We start from the raw sequence: 15,447 nt of genomic DNA, 5'->3' as shown, positions 1-15,447 counted from the left end.
CACTTATGCACTTTACTCGGATATGTTACCAACTGCGTAATATTTGTCACATAAGCAATGATAAGGATTTGCCATGATTATTATTAATTCATAATCAGCGACAAGGAATTGCGATGACGGCGGTGCTTGCTTTGTTTCGATCCATGTTAGGTAGCCTGAGGGATCTATTGCCAATCGTGGCGGTAATCGCTTTCTTCCAGCTTGCTGTCTTACAAGAGCCACTTCCTCATCTTTTATCTATTCTGACTGGCTTAGTGCTCGTCGTTTTTGGACTCACTTTCTTTATCTTTGGCCTTGAAATGGGGTTGTTTCCAATTGGCGAATCGATGGCTCAAGCATTTGCCAGAAAGGGGAGTGTGTTCTGGTTATTGATCTTCGCTTTTTGTTTGGGTTTTGGTACCACCATAGCCGAGCCAGCGTTAACCGCAGTCGCTGCCGAAGCCGCAGAAGTGGCAGCTGAGGGAGGTGTAATCCCCAATACGTTAGATGAAATGGAGCAGTATGCCAATGGCCTGCGCTTTACTGTGGCACTGTCAGTCGGTATCGCTATTTTACTCGGTGTGCTGAGAATCTTAAAAGGTTGGCCAATCCAGTACATGATCATCGGTGGATATATTGGAGTGGTCGTGCTCACTGCATTTGCTCCGGAAAACATCATTGGAATTGCGTATGACTCTGGTGGAGTAACGACATCGACGATCACCGTCCCATTAGTAACTGCGTTAGGGGTGGGTTTAGCCTCGGCAATTAAAGGGCGTAATCCGATGATAGATGGTTTTGGGTTGATCGCGTTTGCTTCGTTGCTGCCGATGATGTTTGTCATGGTGTACGGGATGGTGGTGACATGATCAGTGTTCAACAATTTATCGACACCTTTCTCGGCACTGTGATGGATGTGATCCCGATTGCGATCATCATCTTCGGTTTTCAGTTGGCGGTATTACGAAAGCCAGTCAATAACCTAGCCAAAGTGCTGATCGGTTTCTTCTACGTCATTCTTGGCTTATCACTCTTTTTGATGGGATTGGAACTCGCGTTATTCCCTCTAGGGGAGACGATGGCAATGCAACTCACCGAGCCAAGTTTTTTGACTGAGTTTAAGATCAGTTCTGGTCTTGCTTTGGCTTGGTTTGATTATTACTGGGTCTATCTTTTCGCGTTTTGTATTGGTTTCAGCACCACGATAGCCGAGCCCTCTTTGATTGCTGTAGCGATTAAGGCGAACCAAGTTTCCGGTGGCAGTATCAGCGTCAATGGGCTGAGGATCGCCGTGGCATTGGGCGTTGCTATCGGTATCTCACTGGGCAGCTACCGTATCGTTGCGGGTGACCCGATCCATTACTACATCATTTTTGGTTATGTCGTCGTGGTCATTCAAACCTTTTACGCCCCAAAACTCATTATCCCATTAGCCTACGATTCGGGTGGCGTCACTACATCAACGGTGACAGTCCCTTTAGTGACGGCGCTCGGGCTTGGACTTGCTTCAACCGTACCAGGAAGAAATCCTGTCATTGATGGCTTTGGGTTGATCGCCTTTGCCAGCTTATTTCCCATCATTTCAGTGATGGGCTATGCCCAAATAACACAATGGTTAAACCGTTTACACACCTCTAAGGAGAGCAAAGATGCGCTTTAAACTTATCTTAGCGTTTGTAGAAGAGAGCAAGACCGACACTGTGCTCGATGCCGCGCGTGATGCGGGCGCGACTGGAGCAACGGTGATTAACAACGCCAGAGGGCAAGGCTTAAACCAAAAAACCACCTTCTTTGGCCTAACGCTAGAGGTACAAAAAGATGTGTTGCTGTTTGTGGTTGAGGAACACTTAGCGAGGCATATTCTTGAAACTATTGGCGAAGTCGGTGAGTTTGACCAGGAGTCAGGACAAGGTATAGCGGTGCAGATCGATATCGAAGACGCAGTCGGGGTTGCGCATCAAGTCGAGACGTTAACAAAGGTTGTGGAGGATGAGCTATGAGTACCAGTGAAAAGATCCGAGTAGGCGATGTCATGGCCAATACGTATGTGATTATCGATGGGCTAACCACGGTGTTAGAAGCGATAGAGATGGCTAAAAAGCACAAAGTGAAGGCAATCATTGTCGATAAACGCCACGAAGATGACGAATACGGCATCGTATTGATGAATGACATTGCCAAGAAAGTACTGGCTAAGAACCGATCTCCAAGGCGAACCAATGTTTATGAGATCATGACCAAGCCAGCGCTAAGCGTGTCTGCTGAGATGAACGTAAAGTATTGCGCTCGCCTGTTTGAACGCTTTGGTATCAGTCGTGCGCCAGTAGTTCGTGATAACAAGATAGTCGGTATGGTTAGTTACAATAATATCGTGATCAATGGTATGGCGAGAGATGACGTGTAGCATTTAGATACGTACAATAGGCTCATAAATTTTATGGAGAAGTACGTGTGAAATTATTTTTTGCTTCAGACCTACACGGTTCGCTGCCAGCAACAGAAAAGGTATTAGAACTCTACCAAGCATCTGGTGCGCAATATTTAGTTCTATTGGGTGACATTCTGAATCATGGACCAAGAAATCCGATTCCAGAAGGATACAACCCGCCGGCGGTTGCAGATAAGTTGAATGCGTTTTCTCAAGAGATCATTGCCGTTCGTGGTAACTGCGATAGCGAAGTGGATCAGATGTTGTTGTCTTTTCCAATGATGATGGATTACTCGTGGGTGCTATTAGAATCAGGCCAGCGTATCTTCCTAACGCATGGCCATTTGTACAACACCAATAAACGCCCTGCGTTGAAGGCGGGCGATATCATTGCACACGGTCATACCCATATTCCTGTCGCCGAATACCAAGATGACATCTTTATCTTTAACCCTAGCTCGGTGACATTCCCACGAGAGGGACACGCGGCAAGCTATGGCATCTATGAAAACAATACCTTCAAAGTCATTAGCCTTGAAGGTGATGTTCTCGTGAGTGGTCAGCTTTAAATCATTGGATCGGCTGTGAAAGGCTTATTTTGAGTCCACGTGGCCGAGATCTCTGTCTGGAGCAATGATGTTTCGTACTCTTTGCTTCAGAACTTTCGCCTCTGGAAAACCGTCATCTGCTTTTCTTTCCCAAATCTGCACACCATTACAAAAGATTTCGAACCTGCCTCCTGTGTCTGGGTGTAAGCTCACTTGTTCAATTTCTTCGCTGAAGGTATGCAGTAGCTCTTGGCATAACCAACTAGAGCGAAGCATCCAATTGCATTGACGGCAATAGTGTATCGCGATTGTGGCTTTTGTTGCTGTCTCTTTCGCTGGCGCCAGATTAGGTTGTTCCGTTTTCATGGTTAATCCTTAAAATGCTACATCCGTAATTTGATACCAACGGCTAACAAAAAAGGGGCTTCATGCCCCTTTTTTCTATTGGTTTACCGTTTCATGGTATTCAGCTATTCATAAACAGTAAATAGCGATCCAATCTTAGTTTGAAAACAATACGGTAGAACCATGATTTAAGCTAGTCAGTAGCAGTGCCTTCGGGTTAACAATATCTATGCGGCGGCTTTGCTCTGCGTCCATCTTAATGACTTGAGTGATCAGCTCTAGCTGTTCTTCTGAAAAGTCTTGGCGCTGAGCCGAGGTCACATCTTTAAACTCCGTTGGCGAAACCAGTAAGTAGTTATCGTTAATATCCCACTGACCCGTTTCAGAGATGTTGATGACATTCGCAGGCTCAGTTTGATTACCGTAAAGTCTAACCACTGACATTCTTAAATATGTACCATTTGGTAGGTATTTCGCATTCGATGATAGTTCAACTCTACGAAGTGGGCCGATTGAGTCAGCTTGCTTGTTATCGCTAATCAGCGTCACCATTCTCGACTGCCATTCATGCTGAGTGAGCAAGCGCTCTACTTTTGCATTGCTGCTCCAATATAGCCAACCACTCAAAAATGCCGATAGAACCAGTAAGATAATCGATACTTTTAATTTCATGTTACTTACCACCGTTACAAATGTCGTTTACATCCGACTGGTTTGCGTAAATTCTTAGGGTTACATTTTCGCTCGAGTAATCTTGCGAGTGAATGTAGTTGAGGGCAAGGTTATTGGTTTGTCCTCCTGTAGCGATCACTTCAGCCGGCTTTAACACACCAGTGTGACTCGTGTTGTAACTTAATACACACTTTTCTATTGCTGGCAGCCAACTGCTGAGGTCTGGGTGGTTAACCGGTGATTGAACCTTTACACCATCCACTTCAGTCAAAACCGTGAACTCGGACTCCACCGGGGTAGTAAACGTTAAAACGAGAATCGGCATGATGAAAGCGGCAAGCAGTAACCAAAATGTTAACCATTTATTGGTGCTTTTAGCCGGAGCTACAACAGGAGCGGTTGCTGGTTCTACTGCCACTTTAGTTTGTTGAACTTTTGTAATTGGCTCAGGTTCAAATGTGTCAGTGATTGCTTGTTCAGTCGCTGCAGGCGTTGCAAACGTTAGGATAGGTTCAACGTCATTTTCTGCAATTTCAGCGGCTACTGGCTGATCATTTGATGACAGTGGCGCAGAGCGCTCAACGGTCGCAATAAATTGGTAACCGCGCTTCGGTACTGTCTTTACGAATTCAGGAGATTTAGTCGAGTCTTTGAGCATCTTTCTCAGAGTCGATACGGCTTGCGTTAAGCTTGAGTCATCCACCTCAAAGCCTTGGTCTCGCCAAACATACTCATGCAATTCATTACGAGTGATAACTTCATTAGGCCTTTCTGACAGCATCAAGAGAATGCGGCTTTCATTGCTACCAAGACGTACGACTTCACCGTCGCTCATTTGATCGACAAGTGAATTGCTGTTTGGGTCGAATACGAACCGTTGTGCGAGAATAAACTTTGTGCCGATATTACTCATTGAATTCTTCTATTTTGGATTGTTTTGGGGGGCGAAATAGACAAATCTCAGGTGAAGTTCCGTTAATTCTTCACCAAATCATGGCTCATTTTATGTTCTTTTATATTTATCAGGCTCAAGGATAATAAAAACAGATAAAAAAAACAGTGTTTTTATGATTTTTGACCTTGAATTTACATTTGTCATCCTCATGTTAATGAACAGAAGAGTGGCATCAAGTGTTACGCCCCTATGATTATTCAACATAAAGTATAGATGTTTTGGAGTAAAAATGAGCGAAACGGCAACGCAAAATAAAGAGACTCGTGGCTTTCAATCTGAAGTAAAACAACTACTTCATCTAATGATTCACTCACTGTATTCAAATAAAGAAATCTTTCTACGTGAGCTGATCTCTAACGCATCTGACGCGGCTGATAAGCTTCGTTTTCAAGCTCTATCGAACGGTGACCTTTACCAAGGTGATGCAGATCTAGGTGTAAAACTTTCTTTCAACGCGGAAGCAAACACGTTAACCATTTCTGATAACGGTATCGGTATGAGCCGCGACAACGTTATTGAGCATTTAGGTACGATTGCTAAGTCAGGCACTGCAGACTTTTTCTCAAAGCTGTCTGAAGACCAAAGCAAAGACTCTCAACTGATTGGTCAATTTGGTGTGGGTTTCTATTCTGCATTCATCGTCGCAGACGCGGTAACGGTTCGCACACGTGCAGCTGGCCTGCCGAACAATGAAGCTGTTCAGTGGCACTCTGCAGGTGAAGGCGATTACACAATCGAAGACATCACTAAAGAGTCTCGTGGTACTGACATCGTTCTGCACATGCGTGAAGACGGTAAAGAGTTCTTAAATGAGTGGCGTCTGCGTGAAGTGATTGGTAAATATTCTGACCACATCGGTATTCCTGTTTCTATCTTCACAGCAGTGAAAGATGACGAAGGTAAAGACACCGAAGAGAAACATTGGGAACAGATCAATAAGGCGCAAGCGCTTTGGACTCGCAACAAATCTGATATCGAGAAAGAAGAGTACCAAGAGTTTTACAAGCACGTATCTCACGACTTTGCTGATCCACTAACCTGGAGCCACAACAAGGTTGAAGGTAAGAACGATTACACAAGCCTGCTTTACATCCCAGCGAAAGCACCTTGGGACATGATGAACCGTGACCACAAGAGTGGCTTGAAACTTTACGTGCAGCGTGTATTCATCATGGATGACGCAGAGCAGTTCATGCCATCTTACATGCGTTTCGTTCGTGGCTTGATTGACTCAAACGATCTGCCATTGAACGTGTCTCGTGAAATCCTGCAAGACAACAAGGTAACTCAGTCTCTTCGTGGCGCATGTACCAAGCGTGTACTGACTATGCTTGAGCGCATGGCGAAGAATGACAATGATAAGTACCTAGAGTTTTGGAAAGAGTTCGGCCTAGTATTGAAAGAAGGCCCGGCTGAAGATATGGCGAACAAAGAGAAGATCGCTGGTCTACTTCGTTTCTCGTCAACGGAAGTGGATTCTGCTGAACAAACCATCAGCCTAGAATCTTACGTTGAGCGCATGAAAGAAGGCCAAGATAAGATTTACTACCTGACAGCAGATAGCTACGCTGCCGCTAAGAACAGCCCACACTTGGAGCAGTTCAAAGCTAAAGGTATTGAAGTGGTTCTAATGTACGATCGTATTGATGAGTACGTAATGAACTACCTGACTGACTTCGACGGTAAACAGTTCCAATCGATCACTAAAGCAGGCTTAGACCTAAGCAAGTTTGAAGGTGAAGAAGAGAAAGAGAAGCAAAAAGAGACAGAAGAAGAGTTCAAATCTGTTGTTGAGCGTACTCAATCTTACCTAGGTGGTCGTGTTAAAGAAGTTCGTACGACCTTCAAGCTAGCAACGACACCTGCGGTTGTTGTGACTGACGACTTCGAAATGGGCACGCAAATGGCGAAGCTTCTTGAAGCTGCGGGTCAAGCGGCACCGGAAGTGAAGTACATCTTCGAGATTAACCCTGAGCACGCACTGGTTAAACAGATGGCTGACGAAGCAGACGAGCAAGCGTTTGGTCGTTGGGTTGAGTTGCTACTTGGTCAAGCGATGCTGGCTGAAAAGGGCTCAATGGAAGATCCGTCACAATTCTTGGGTGCAATCAACGAGCTACTAACAAAGCGTTAGTCTTTCGACTTTAGGTTAAGCCAACAATTACAATAAAAAGCTCGCAAATGCGGGCTTTTTTTTATGAACGTCGTTGAAAATTGACCTAACGTGGTCAACGTCACCGTTATCGTCACAACAAATGTTGTCGATGCATTCTTTAGTCGTAAATTCAGCCAAATTGAATATTAATGTGATAGAATGCTCGACCTAATCAGCTGGGGCTAAGAAGCAACTATCTCCAGTTGTATGATTTTTAAACGTTATACCGAAACTTACCGTTTTGCTTCTGTTCACAGTTTTGCTTAGCCTCAATGGTTACTTAACGCTTTCTGTTCATCCTAAAAATGAGCAAGAATGGAGGGATAGTGAGCTTCGGTATAAATCATAATTTTATAAGAGGATTAAACATGCGCATCATTCTTCTAGGTGCTCCTGGCGCGGGTAAAGGTACTCAAGCTAACTTCATCATGAACAAATTTGGTATCCCTCAAATTTCAACTGGTGACATGCTACGTGCTGCTATCAAAGCGGGTACTGAGCTTGGTAAGCAAGCAAAATCAGTAATCGACGCTGGTCAGCTAGTTTCTGATGAAATTATCCTTGGTCTTATCAAAGAGCGTATCGCTCAAGATGACTGTGAGAAAGGTTTCCTACTAGACGGTTTCCCACGCACAATCCCACAAGCTGATGGCCTAAAAGAAATGGGCATCGCTGTTGATTACGTTGTTGAATTTGACGTAGCTGACGATGTGATTGTTGAGCGTATGGCTGGTCGTCGTGCTCACCTTCCTTCTGGTCGTACATACCACACTGTGTACAATCCGCCTAAAGAAGAAGGTAAAGATGACGTAACGGGTGAAGACCTAGTGGTACGTGATGACGACAAAGAAGAAACAGTTCGTGCACGTCTAGGTGTATACCACGATCAAACAGCTCCGCTAATCTCTTACTACGGTAAAGAAGCTGATGCAGGTAACACTCAGTACCTTAAGTTTGACGGTACTAAGCAAGTTGCTGAAGTTAGTGCAGAACTTGAGAAAGCACTAGCATAATTGGCTAACAGCCAGTTTTAGAATTTGATATATTGGAAGCGACCTTAAGGGTCGCTTTTTTTGTTTCAATTTTTAGTACGATACCAATCTATATAACTTGATTGCACATGATTCAGAACGGTTCAGACCCGATGGCAGTGGCTAGCAATTGAGAGTGGATGTTGTGTATCTCATATGAAGAATGATTATTCAGACTTTCATTGAGGCGCAATGATCTTAAACTTATGCAGATTAGTATATTACTTTCCAGAAAATCACATATTGGTCTCAGGTATCTATGGAAAATAATAAAAAGCAGGGCGTTTTACTGGTGAACTTAGGAACGCCAGATGCGGCGACCCCCGCTGGCGTTCGTCGATTTTTGAGTGAATTCTTACACGACAAGCGAGTTGTAAACCTAACGCGTTGGCTTTGGTGTCCTATATTACATGGCGTGATTTTACCGATTCGCTCGCCTAAAGTTGCTAAGCTGTATCAGTCTGTCTGGATGGATGAGGGCTCACCACTGCTTGTGTACTCTCAAAGACAAGCTGAAAAGCTCCAGAAAAAACTAGAGATGCCTGTTGCACTGGGTATGACCTATGGCAACCCAAGCCTAAAGACTGGTGTTGAGCAACTGATGGAGCAGGGCGTTGAGGACATCATCGTACTGCCTCTGTATCCGCAGTACTCTGGCACAACCACAGCGGCGGTTTCTGATGGTTTGACCAAAGCCTTTAAGCAGATGCCAGTTATCCCGAGCTATCGCTTTATTCGCGACTACTACGCGCACCCAAGCTATGCAAAAGCATTGGCTGAAAGCGTCCGCAGTCATTGGGATAAAAATGGCAGAGCCGATCATTTAGTGTGTTCTTTCCACGGTATTCCGAAGCGACTGGCTGATGAAGGCGATATCTACCCTCAGCATTGTGAAGCGACAACAAAGCTGCTTGCGGCAGAGTTAGGTTTGTTAGCGGACGATATCACCATGACATACCAATCGCGATTTGGTCGAGAAGAGTGGTTGAAGCCATACACTGACGAGACACTTGAGTCACTGCCGAGTAAAGGCATCAAGAAGATCGACATCATGGCACCTGCCTTTTCGGTTGACTGTTTGGAAACGTTGGAAGAGATTTCAGACCAGTGTAAAGAGACGTTCATTGACGCTGGTGGTTCGGACTTTAGCTACATTATGTGTCTGAACGACAGAGACTCACACATCGACATGATGGCTGAACTAGTGGCGCTTCATCGCTAACTGATATGGCGATTGAATAGATAACAAAAGGGCTGCTCATTGAGCAGCCCTTTTTGATCTTGATGTTTCTTCTTGAAATCGATCTAGCTATTAAGCGACCGAAGTTTCTGCTTTTGGTTCTGCTTCAAGCGTCATGTTGGTTTCTACACCATGCATCCATGATACAAGCTTACCAGCACAAAGCAGCAGTAATATGGCACTCACCGTTGCTGTGATAGCAATACCACTGAAGATTGACATAGCACCAAGCTCACCAACGTGAGAACCGACCAGGCCTGCCACGTAGTTTGCCACCGCATTGAAGCCAAACCATGCACCCATCATCAATGATGCTAGGCGAAGCGGAGCTAACTTAGTGACCAACGACAGGCCAATAGGCGATAGACAAAGCTCACCAAGGGTATGGAAGAAGAAAGCACCGACTAGCCATAGCATTGATGTTTTCACGGTTAGGTCACCGCCTTGCTCCATTACCGCGCCCATCATGCACACAAAGCCCAGTGCTAAGAAGAACAATGCCATTGCAAACTTAACAGGAGAGTTGGGTTCACGCTTACCCAGTTTCACCCAGAACGCAGCAATGATTGGAGCAAGTGTAATGATGAAGAATGGGTTCAAAGATTGGAACCACGCAGCAGGAACTTCAAAGCCACCAATCATACGGTCAGTATATTGTTGAGTGTAGATGTTCATTAGGCCGCCAGCTTGTTCAAAGCCCGCCCAGAAAACAATCACGAACAGACCCATGATAAGAATCACTTTTAGTCTGTCGAACTCTTCTTTGGTCAGTGGCGCTTTTTCTTTAGATTTGTTTAGTGCTTTCGCTCTTGCAGCAGCAGGCACAGAACCGATGTTGCCCAACCAAGACTGAGCCATTGTCACTTGCATGATCAAGCTAATAACCATACCAATACCAGCGGCTAGGAAACCTGCTTTCCAACCGAATGAATCGACAGCAGCACCTGAAATTAAGCCACCAAGCAGCGCACCTAAGTTGATGCCCATGTAGAAAATGGTGAAAGCACCGTCACGGCGGTTATCGCCTTCTTGGTACAGATCGCCAACCATGGTTGAGATGTTCGGCTTAAACATACCGTTACCACTGATTAGCAGTGCTAAACCAAGGTACAGCGCGTTCACTTGGTCTAAACCGATGAAGCCGTTAGGTAGAGCCATTGTAAATTGGCCAAGTGCCATCAATACACCGCCAATCATAATTGATTTACGCTGACCTAGGTAGTTATCGGCAATCCAGCCACCAATTAATGGTGTGATGTAGACTAAGCCGGTGTAAATACCGTAGAGATCGAGTGCGTCTTTCGTTGACCAACCCAGTCCACCGTTGAGGGTAGTGTCAGTCAAAAATAAGACAAGGATGGCACGCATCGCATAGTAAGAGAAACGTTCCCATAGCTCTGTGCTAAAAAGTAGAAATAGGCCTCTAGGGTGGCCAAAGATGTTGTGGTTGCTTGGCATAAGTTTTACTAATTTTAGGTATTAAAAGATTTTATAGTCATTCATGTATACACAGTGGGATAAAAGTCTGCAATAGACTTATTTTATGGTCACGACAACTTGGTTTAACTAAGATGTTGATATTAAATATCTTTATTTTTAATGTTGCCCATTTTAGATGTGCTGCAAACTAATTTTCCAGATTTGAGTTGGTTGGTTAATAACCTTCATTAAAGTTGTGTTGAATTAAAATCTTTAGATATATTGCTCTGGTGTATCATTTTGAGTTTGAAGGGAGTGGCATGCGCATTAGGTGGGGCATACATATGCTTACAACAATGAGTCTTTTGATCTCTAAATGATCTCTGTACAATGCTTAACCACTCCGACACCTATAACTTTTTGTTGATAAATTGGTCTGCTACGCATTATTTTTCGTTAGCAACGATTCATTTTATTAATGGTGATTTAACCGTTTTAGGCATGTGGTAAAATATCTAAAAATATAAAATGGCTAGTCAAATGAAACGTTGGTATTTGCTTTACTGTAAGCGTGGTGATCAAAAACGCGCTCAGCAGCACTTAGAGAATCAGGGGGTAGAGTGCTTTTACCCTCAAATAGAAGTCGAAAAGGTGGTGAGAGGGAAAGAAAAGCAGGTCAAAGAACCGCTGTTTCCGTCTTACATCTTTGTTCGCTTCGACTATGAGCAAGGTCCTAGCTTCACGACCGTTCGTTCAACACGTGGCGTTGTGGACTTTATTAAGTTCGGTTCACTGCCGCACGAGGTCCAAGGAGACTTGGTGTTTGAACTTAAAGAGTTTGAGAAGTGCTGCAGTAACGAAGTGGAAGATTGTTGTGTTGAGTTTGAATCTGGACAGGTAGTTAAGATTCAGAGTGGCCAATTTGCTGGGGTTGAAGCTATTTTCGATCAGAAAGACGGTGAGGCTCGATCGATTATGCTGGTGAAAATGATCAGCCAAGTCGTTCCAATCAGTATTGAGAACGAAGCACTACAAGCTCGCGCATAACTGCAGTAATAAAAATAGGCTTAAAACAAAAGGCGCATAATGCGCCTTTTTTAGTCTTTAGGATTTGTTCAAAACGCTCTAAGCGTTGTAAGCATCGTTGTGAACGGCTTGTACTGCACGGCCTGATGGGTCGACACAGTTTTTGAATGACTCATCCCACTCAATCGCTTTCGCTGATGAACAAGCAACTGAAGGACCACCAGGTACACACTCTGCCGCAGATTCTAGAGGGAATAGCTCCTCAAAGATTTCACGGTAAGCATAACCTTCTTTGGTTGTTGGCGTGTTGTAAGGGAAACGGAACTTAGCAGCTTCCATTTGTTGATCCGTTACTTTTGCTTCAGCCGTTGCTTTCAATGTATCAATCCAATCGTAGCCAACACCATCAGAGAACTGCTCTTTTTGACGCCATGCGATTGAATCTGGTAGGTAGTCTTCAAAACACTCACGCAGGATGTGTTTCTCCATCTTACCGTTACCGCACATCTTATCTTCAGGGTTCAGACGCATTGCGACATCGATGAACTCTTTATCCAAGAATGGTACACGGCCTTCAACACCCCATGCCGCTAGCGATTTGTTTGCACGAGCACAGTCGAACATGCTTAGAGCAAGCAGTTTACGTACTGTCTCTTCGTGGAACTCTTTCGCGTTTGGCGCTTTATGGAAGTACAGGTAACCACCAAAGATTTCATCAGCACCTTCACCTGAAAGTACCATCTTGATGCCCATCGCTTTGATCTTACGAGCCAGCAAGTACATTGGCGTTGATGCACGAATCGTCGTTACATCGTAAGTTTCGATATGGTAGATAACGTCACGGATTGCGTCTAGGCCTTCCTGAATAGTGTAAGTCATCTCATGGTGCACAGTTCCGATCTTGTCCGCAACTTCACGAGCAGCGATAAGGTCTGGTGCGCCTTCAAGACCAACAGCGAACGAGTGCAGTTGTGGCCACCAAGCTTCAGATTGCTCATCATCTTCGATACGCATTGCCGCAAAGCGTTTTGCAACTGCTGAAGTAATTGATGAATCCAGGCCACCAGATAGAAGTACACCGTAAGGAACGTCAGTCATTAGTTGACGTTTAACGGCTGCTTCTAGCGCTTCAGTCAGTTCTTCTTTGCTTGTGCTGTTGCCTTGTACCGCAGCGTACTCGTTCCAATCGCGGATGTAGTAGCGTTGAGGTTCAGCATCTTTCGAAGAGTAGAAGCTACCTGGAGGGAATTCACTGATCGTCTTACATACTTCAACCAATGCTTTCATCTCTGAAGCCACGTAGTAGTTGCCGTGCTCATCGTAACCTTGGTAAAGCGGGATGATACCAATATGGTCGCGGCCCACTAGGTACTCGTCTTTCTCTTCGTCGTATAAAACGAATGCGAAAATACCGTTAAGCTCTTCTAGAAGGTCTGCACCCATCTCTTGGTATAGCGCTAGGATAACTTCACAGTCAGAATCAGTCTGGAACTGGTACTTATCTTCATAGCGTGCACGAAGTTCTTTGTGGTTATAAATTTCACCGTTTACTGCAAGAATGTGCTTTTTGTCTTGACTGTATAGTGGTTGAGCACCACTGTTCAAGCCAACAATAGCAAGACGTTCATGAGCAAGGATTGCTTTTTCACCAGCATAGATACCAGACCAGTCTGGACCACGGTGACGAAGCTTCTTAGACATTTCTAAAGCAATAGGGCGAAGTGCTGCGGCATCACTTTTAATGTCGAGAATGCCAAATACTGAACACATAGAACTTCCTTTTAAATAATTTCCAAATCAACTGCATTCAATTTGCCATTCTGGCTAAAAAAAGCAACCGGATGTGAGCAAAAAAATAATATAAAGGGTGTTCTGTTAGAAATTATCTAATTTTTATGTGCTTTTGGTGTGTGATGTTTAATTGCGGTTGGTTTTTTAAACAAAAACCTCTCAAAAGTGCGAAAAATAGGCAGTTTTGAGAGGTTTAGTTGAACACTGTCTAATACTAGATTTTATTGATATTTGGATTTAACTGTTCGCAAACGTGGCGAGCAAAACCACTACCAGCCTCGCTGTAAATGTTAAATGCCGCATCAACGCCATTCTCTTTCAGTGTTTCGAGTTGATCGGGATATTCAGCAATAGCCGCAATTTGGCCTTTAAAGTTACGTGACTTTAATTGTTCTAAAGCGGTTTGATTACCTTGGTGGTGAGGCATTGCCAAAATCACCAGCTTTACGTTTGCTGTATCTAGAATTCGCTCCCAGAAATCTGGGTCAGTCGCGTCGCCAGAAATCACGTTTCTGCCTTGGCTTCTGTGGTTGTGCGCGGCTTCTTCACGCACTTCTACACCTAGGCTGACCTTGCCATAGCGAGTACGTAATTCGTCATAAGCACCGGTACCAATTCGGCCCATACCTAGAATAAGCACTTGGGCACGACCAGGGTCAATTCGCTTATCACGTCGGTGAAGCTTTTCTGACGCATGCTCTTTTAGCCATTTACCTGACTGCTGATAAAGCTTATGACCAGCTCGGTTTAAAGGAGCAGCGATTAGAAAAGACAGTGAAACTGCAATGGCAACGGCAACTAAGATATCACCCGACATCCAACCCATCTTGAAGGCGAGACCACCAACGATGAGACCAAACTCGCTATAGTTAAACAGTGATAGCGAGGCAAGTAGAGACGTTCGAACACGGAACTTGAAGCGGTTGAGTACCAAGAAGTAGAGAACACCTTTCACAGGCAGCATCAGCAAGAACAAGATTGCGAGCATAAAGCCTTGAATGGTTGGTTGCTCTGACAGACCAATATTCAAGAAGAAACAGACAAGGAAAAGTTCTTTAAGGTTAAACAGCGACTTTGATAATTCTGAGGCTTTTGGGTGACCAGCAAGTAACATACCTAGAACAAGAGCCCCCAAATCTGGTTTCACACCAACCAAATGGAATAAACCAGCACCGACGACTAATGCGAAGAAGATGCCGGAAAGAACCAGCATCTCACCGTGACCAACCCAATCGAGCACTTTGTAGAACAGTGGGCGTAATAAGGGTAGGGCAAACAGAGCAATTGCATACCACTCAGGTATTTTGCCCGTAGAAGCCGTTAAGAATACTACGGCGAAGATATCCTGCATGACCAAGATACCAATCGCTAACGTTCCGTAGGTCGCATTCATTTCGCCTTTCTCTTGCAGAGTCTTAACCGCAAATACAGTACTAGAGAATGAAAGAGCAAAACCGAGCAGAACGATCTGTTCTACCGACATGGCAGCTAGCGATGAAATACCTAAGAACTTAAAGCCAAACAGGGCGACGGCGAAAAACAGAGTGGACAAAAGGTTGTGGATTGTCGCGCCAGCCCAGATCTCTTTAGAGAGTAGGGTTTTGATATCGAGCTTTAAGCCGATAGTAAATAGAAGCAGCGTGACACCAAGGTCAGCTAAAGTAATGATGGTGTCATTGGTTTCAAAGCCAAAGGCAAAAAGCCCAAAGCCTGCAACCAAAAAACCAACTAATGGGGGAAGGTGACACTTTAAAGCAATAAATCCTGCGATAAACGCAGTGGATATTAATATAAGTTCCATAACTTGTTGTTGTAGTTCCCTAGCTTAAAAAAACGGGCCGTGTTTATACAAACACGG

The 15,447-nt window shown here is 44.5% G+C and carries 15 protein-coding genes; 9 read left to right on the top strand and 6 right to left on the bottom strand.

Features of this window, described 5'->3' with window-relative positions; translation table 11 throughout:
* Window positions 1–113 precede the first annotated feature (113 nt).
* From AB4307_RS09080 to yfcE, 5 genes are read left to right on the top strand one after another with little or no spacing between them, the layout of a single operon-like run.
* A complete protein-coding gene (locus AB4307_RS09080) occupies window positions 114–848 on the top strand; it encodes a DUF1538 domain-containing protein (protein ID WP_017072437.1) in 735 nt (244 codons plus the stop codon).
* Window positions 845–1,639, top strand: a complete 795-nt coding sequence (locus AB4307_RS09075; RefSeq protein ID WP_017062208.1) for a DUF1538 domain-containing protein — start codon at window positions 845–847, stop codon at window positions 1,637–1,639. Before AB4307_RS09080 ends, AB4307_RS09075 begins: the two co-directional genes overlap by 4 nt.
* Window positions 1,629–1,979 (top strand): P-II family nitrogen regulator, encoded by a 351-nt coding sequence (locus AB4307_RS09070; RefSeq protein ID WP_017062207.1) that lies wholly within the window; start codon window positions 1,629–1,631, stop codon window positions 1,977–1,979. Before AB4307_RS09075 ends, AB4307_RS09070 begins: the two co-directional genes overlap by 11 nt.
* Window positions 1,976–2,383: a CBS domain-containing protein gene (locus tag AB4307_RS09065; RefSeq protein WP_372097958.1), complete on the top strand. Its 408-nt coding sequence runs from the start codon at window positions 1,976–1,978 to the stop codon at window positions 2,381–2,383. Before AB4307_RS09070 ends, AB4307_RS09065 begins: the two co-directional genes overlap by 4 nt.
* A 47-nt stretch (window positions 2,384–2,430) precedes the next feature.
* Window positions 2,431–2,976: a phosphodiesterase gene (yfcE, locus tag AB4307_RS09060; protein WP_017068995.1), complete on the top strand. Its 546-nt coding sequence runs from the start codon at window positions 2,431–2,433 to the stop codon at window positions 2,974–2,976.
* 24 nt (window positions 2,977–3,000) lie between these two features.
* Here yfcE and AB4307_RS09055 read toward each other — a convergent pair whose 3' ends face one another.
* From AB4307_RS09055 to AB4307_RS09045, 3 genes are all read right to left on the bottom strand, one after another.
* Complete coding sequence (locus AB4307_RS09055) at window positions 3,001–3,321, bottom strand: Rdx family protein (protein ID WP_017062204.1); 321 nt, start codon at window positions 3,319–3,321, stop codon at window positions 3,001–3,003.
* A gap of 135 nt (window positions 3,322–3,456) precedes the next feature.
* Window positions 3,457–3,972 (bottom strand): regulatory protein ToxS, encoded by a 516-nt coding sequence (locus tag AB4307_RS09050; protein WP_017063402.1) that lies wholly within the window; start codon window positions 3,970–3,972, stop codon window positions 3,457–3,459.
* Between the two features lies 1 nt (window position 3,973).
* Entirely contained in the window at window positions 3,974–4,885 is a 912-nt protein-coding gene (locus AB4307_RS09045) for a transcriptional regulator (RefSeq protein ID WP_136978865.1), read from the bottom strand.
* 271 nt (window positions 4,886–5,156) lie between these two features.
* On the opposite strand from AB4307_RS09045, the gene htpG reads away from it, so the two are divergent.
* The 3 genes from htpG (at window position 5,157) to hemH (ending at window position 9,335) form a co-directional block, all read left to right on the top strand.
* On the top strand, window positions 5,157–7,061 hold the full coding sequence (gene htpG, locus AB4307_RS09040) for a molecular chaperone HtpG (RefSeq protein WP_017062201.1): 1,905 nt from the start codon (window positions 5,157–5,159) through the stop codon (window positions 7,059–7,061).
* A 389-nt stretch (window positions 7,062–7,450) separates the two neighbouring features.
* A complete protein-coding gene (gene adk / locus AB4307_RS09035; protein ID WP_372131673.1) occupies window positions 7,451–8,095 on the top strand; it encodes an adenylate kinase in 645 nt (214 codons plus the stop codon).
* Between the two features lie 277 nt (window positions 8,096–8,372).
* The gene (gene hemH / locus AB4307_RS09030) at window positions 8,373–9,335 is read left to right on the top strand and encodes a ferrochelatase (RefSeq protein WP_017068992.1); all 963 of its coding nucleotides are present in this window, start codon (window positions 8,373–8,375) and stop codon (window positions 9,333–9,335) included.
* A gap of 90 nt (window positions 9,336–9,425) precedes the next feature.
* On the opposite strand, the gene AB4307_RS09025 is transcribed toward hemH, so the two are convergent.
* Complete coding sequence (locus AB4307_RS09025; protein WP_102393253.1) at window positions 9,426–10,811, bottom strand: peptide MFS transporter; 1,386 nt, start codon at window positions 10,809–10,811, stop codon at window positions 9,426–9,428.
* Window positions 10,812–11,312: 501 nt separating this feature from the next.
* Between AB4307_RS09025 and rfaH the strand changes: the two genes are divergently transcribed.
* Entirely contained in the window at window positions 11,313–11,819 is a 507-nt protein-coding gene (gene rfaH / locus AB4307_RS09020; protein WP_017068990.1) for a transcription/translation regulatory transformer protein RfaH, read from the top strand.
* Window positions 11,820–11,897: 78 nt separating this feature from the next.
* On the opposite strand, the gene asnB is transcribed toward rfaH, so the two are convergent.
* Window positions 11,898–13,568, bottom strand: a complete 1,671-nt coding sequence (asnB, locus tag AB4307_RS09015) for an asparagine synthase B (RefSeq protein ID WP_017062196.1) — start codon at window positions 13,566–13,568, stop codon at window positions 11,898–11,900.
* A gap of 235 nt (window positions 13,569–13,803) precedes the next feature.
* Window positions 13,804–15,390 (bottom strand): cation:proton antiporter domain-containing protein, encoded by a 1,587-nt coding sequence (locus tag AB4307_RS09010; RefSeq protein ID WP_017062195.1) that lies wholly within the window; start codon window positions 15,388–15,390, stop codon window positions 13,804–13,806.
* Window positions 15,391–15,447: the final 57 nt, after the last annotated feature.

The sequence above is a fragment of the Vibrio sp. 10N.261.52.C2 genome, assembly GCF_041471425.1.
Taxonomy (GTDB): Bacteria; Pseudomonadota; Gammaproteobacteria; order Enterobacterales; family Vibrionaceae; genus Vibrio; species Vibrio crassostreae_C.
The sequence above is the reverse complement of the archived record's forward strand: the minus strand, read 5'-3'. Positions and strand labels throughout refer to the sequence as shown.

Bases quoted from the DNA above. Each gene is read 5' to 3' on its own strand.
- asnB (WP_017062196.1), bottom strand. From the start codon at position 13,568: ATGTGTTCAGTATTTGGCATTCTCGACATTAAAAGTGATGCCGCAGCA.
- AB4307_RS09050 (WP_017063402.1), bottom strand. From the start codon at position 3,972: ATGAAATTAAAAGTATCGATTATCTTACTGGTTCTATCGGCATTTTTG.
- AB4307_RS09080 (WP_017072437.1), top strand. From the start codon at position 114: ATGACGGCGGTGCTTGCTTTGTTTCGATCCATGTTAGGTAGCCTGAGG.
- hemH (WP_017068992.1), top strand. From the start codon at position 8,373: ATGGAAAATAATAAAAAGCAGGGCGTTTTACTGGTGAACTTAGGAACG.
- AB4307_RS09025 (WP_102393253.1), bottom strand. From the start codon at position 10,811: ATGCCAAGCAACCACAACATCTTTGGCCACCCTAGAGGCCTATTTCTA.
- AB4307_RS09045 (WP_136978865.1), bottom strand. From the start codon at position 4,885: ATGAGTAATATCGGCACAAAGTTTATTCTCGCACAACGGTTCGTATTC.
- AB4307_RS09075 (WP_017062208.1), top strand. From the start codon at position 845: ATGATCAGTGTTCAACAATTTATCGACACCTTTCTCGGCACTGTGATG.
- AB4307_RS09070 (WP_017062207.1), top strand. From the start codon at position 1,629: ATGCGCTTTAAACTTATCTTAGCGTTTGTAGAAGAGAGCAAGACCGAC.
- adk (WP_372131673.1), top strand. From the start codon at position 7,451: ATGCGCATCATTCTTCTAGGTGCTCCTGGCGCGGGTAAAGGTACTCAA.
- rfaH (WP_017068990.1), top strand. From the start codon at position 11,313: ATGAAACGTTGGTATTTGCTTTACTGTAAGCGTGGTGATCAAAAACGC.
- htpG (WP_017062201.1), top strand. From the start codon at position 5,157: ATGAGCGAAACGGCAACGCAAAATAAAGAGACTCGTGGCTTTCAATCT.
- AB4307_RS09055 (WP_017062204.1), bottom strand. From the start codon at position 3,321: ATGAAAACGGAACAACCTAATCTGGCGCCAGCGAAAGAGACAGCAACA.
- AB4307_RS09010 (WP_017062195.1), bottom strand. From the start codon at position 15,390: ATGGAACTTATATTAATATCCACTGCGTTTATCGCAGGATTTATTGCT.
- AB4307_RS09065 (WP_372097958.1), top strand. From the start codon at position 1,976: ATGAGTACCAGTGAAAAGATCCGAGTAGGCGATGTCATGGCCAATACG.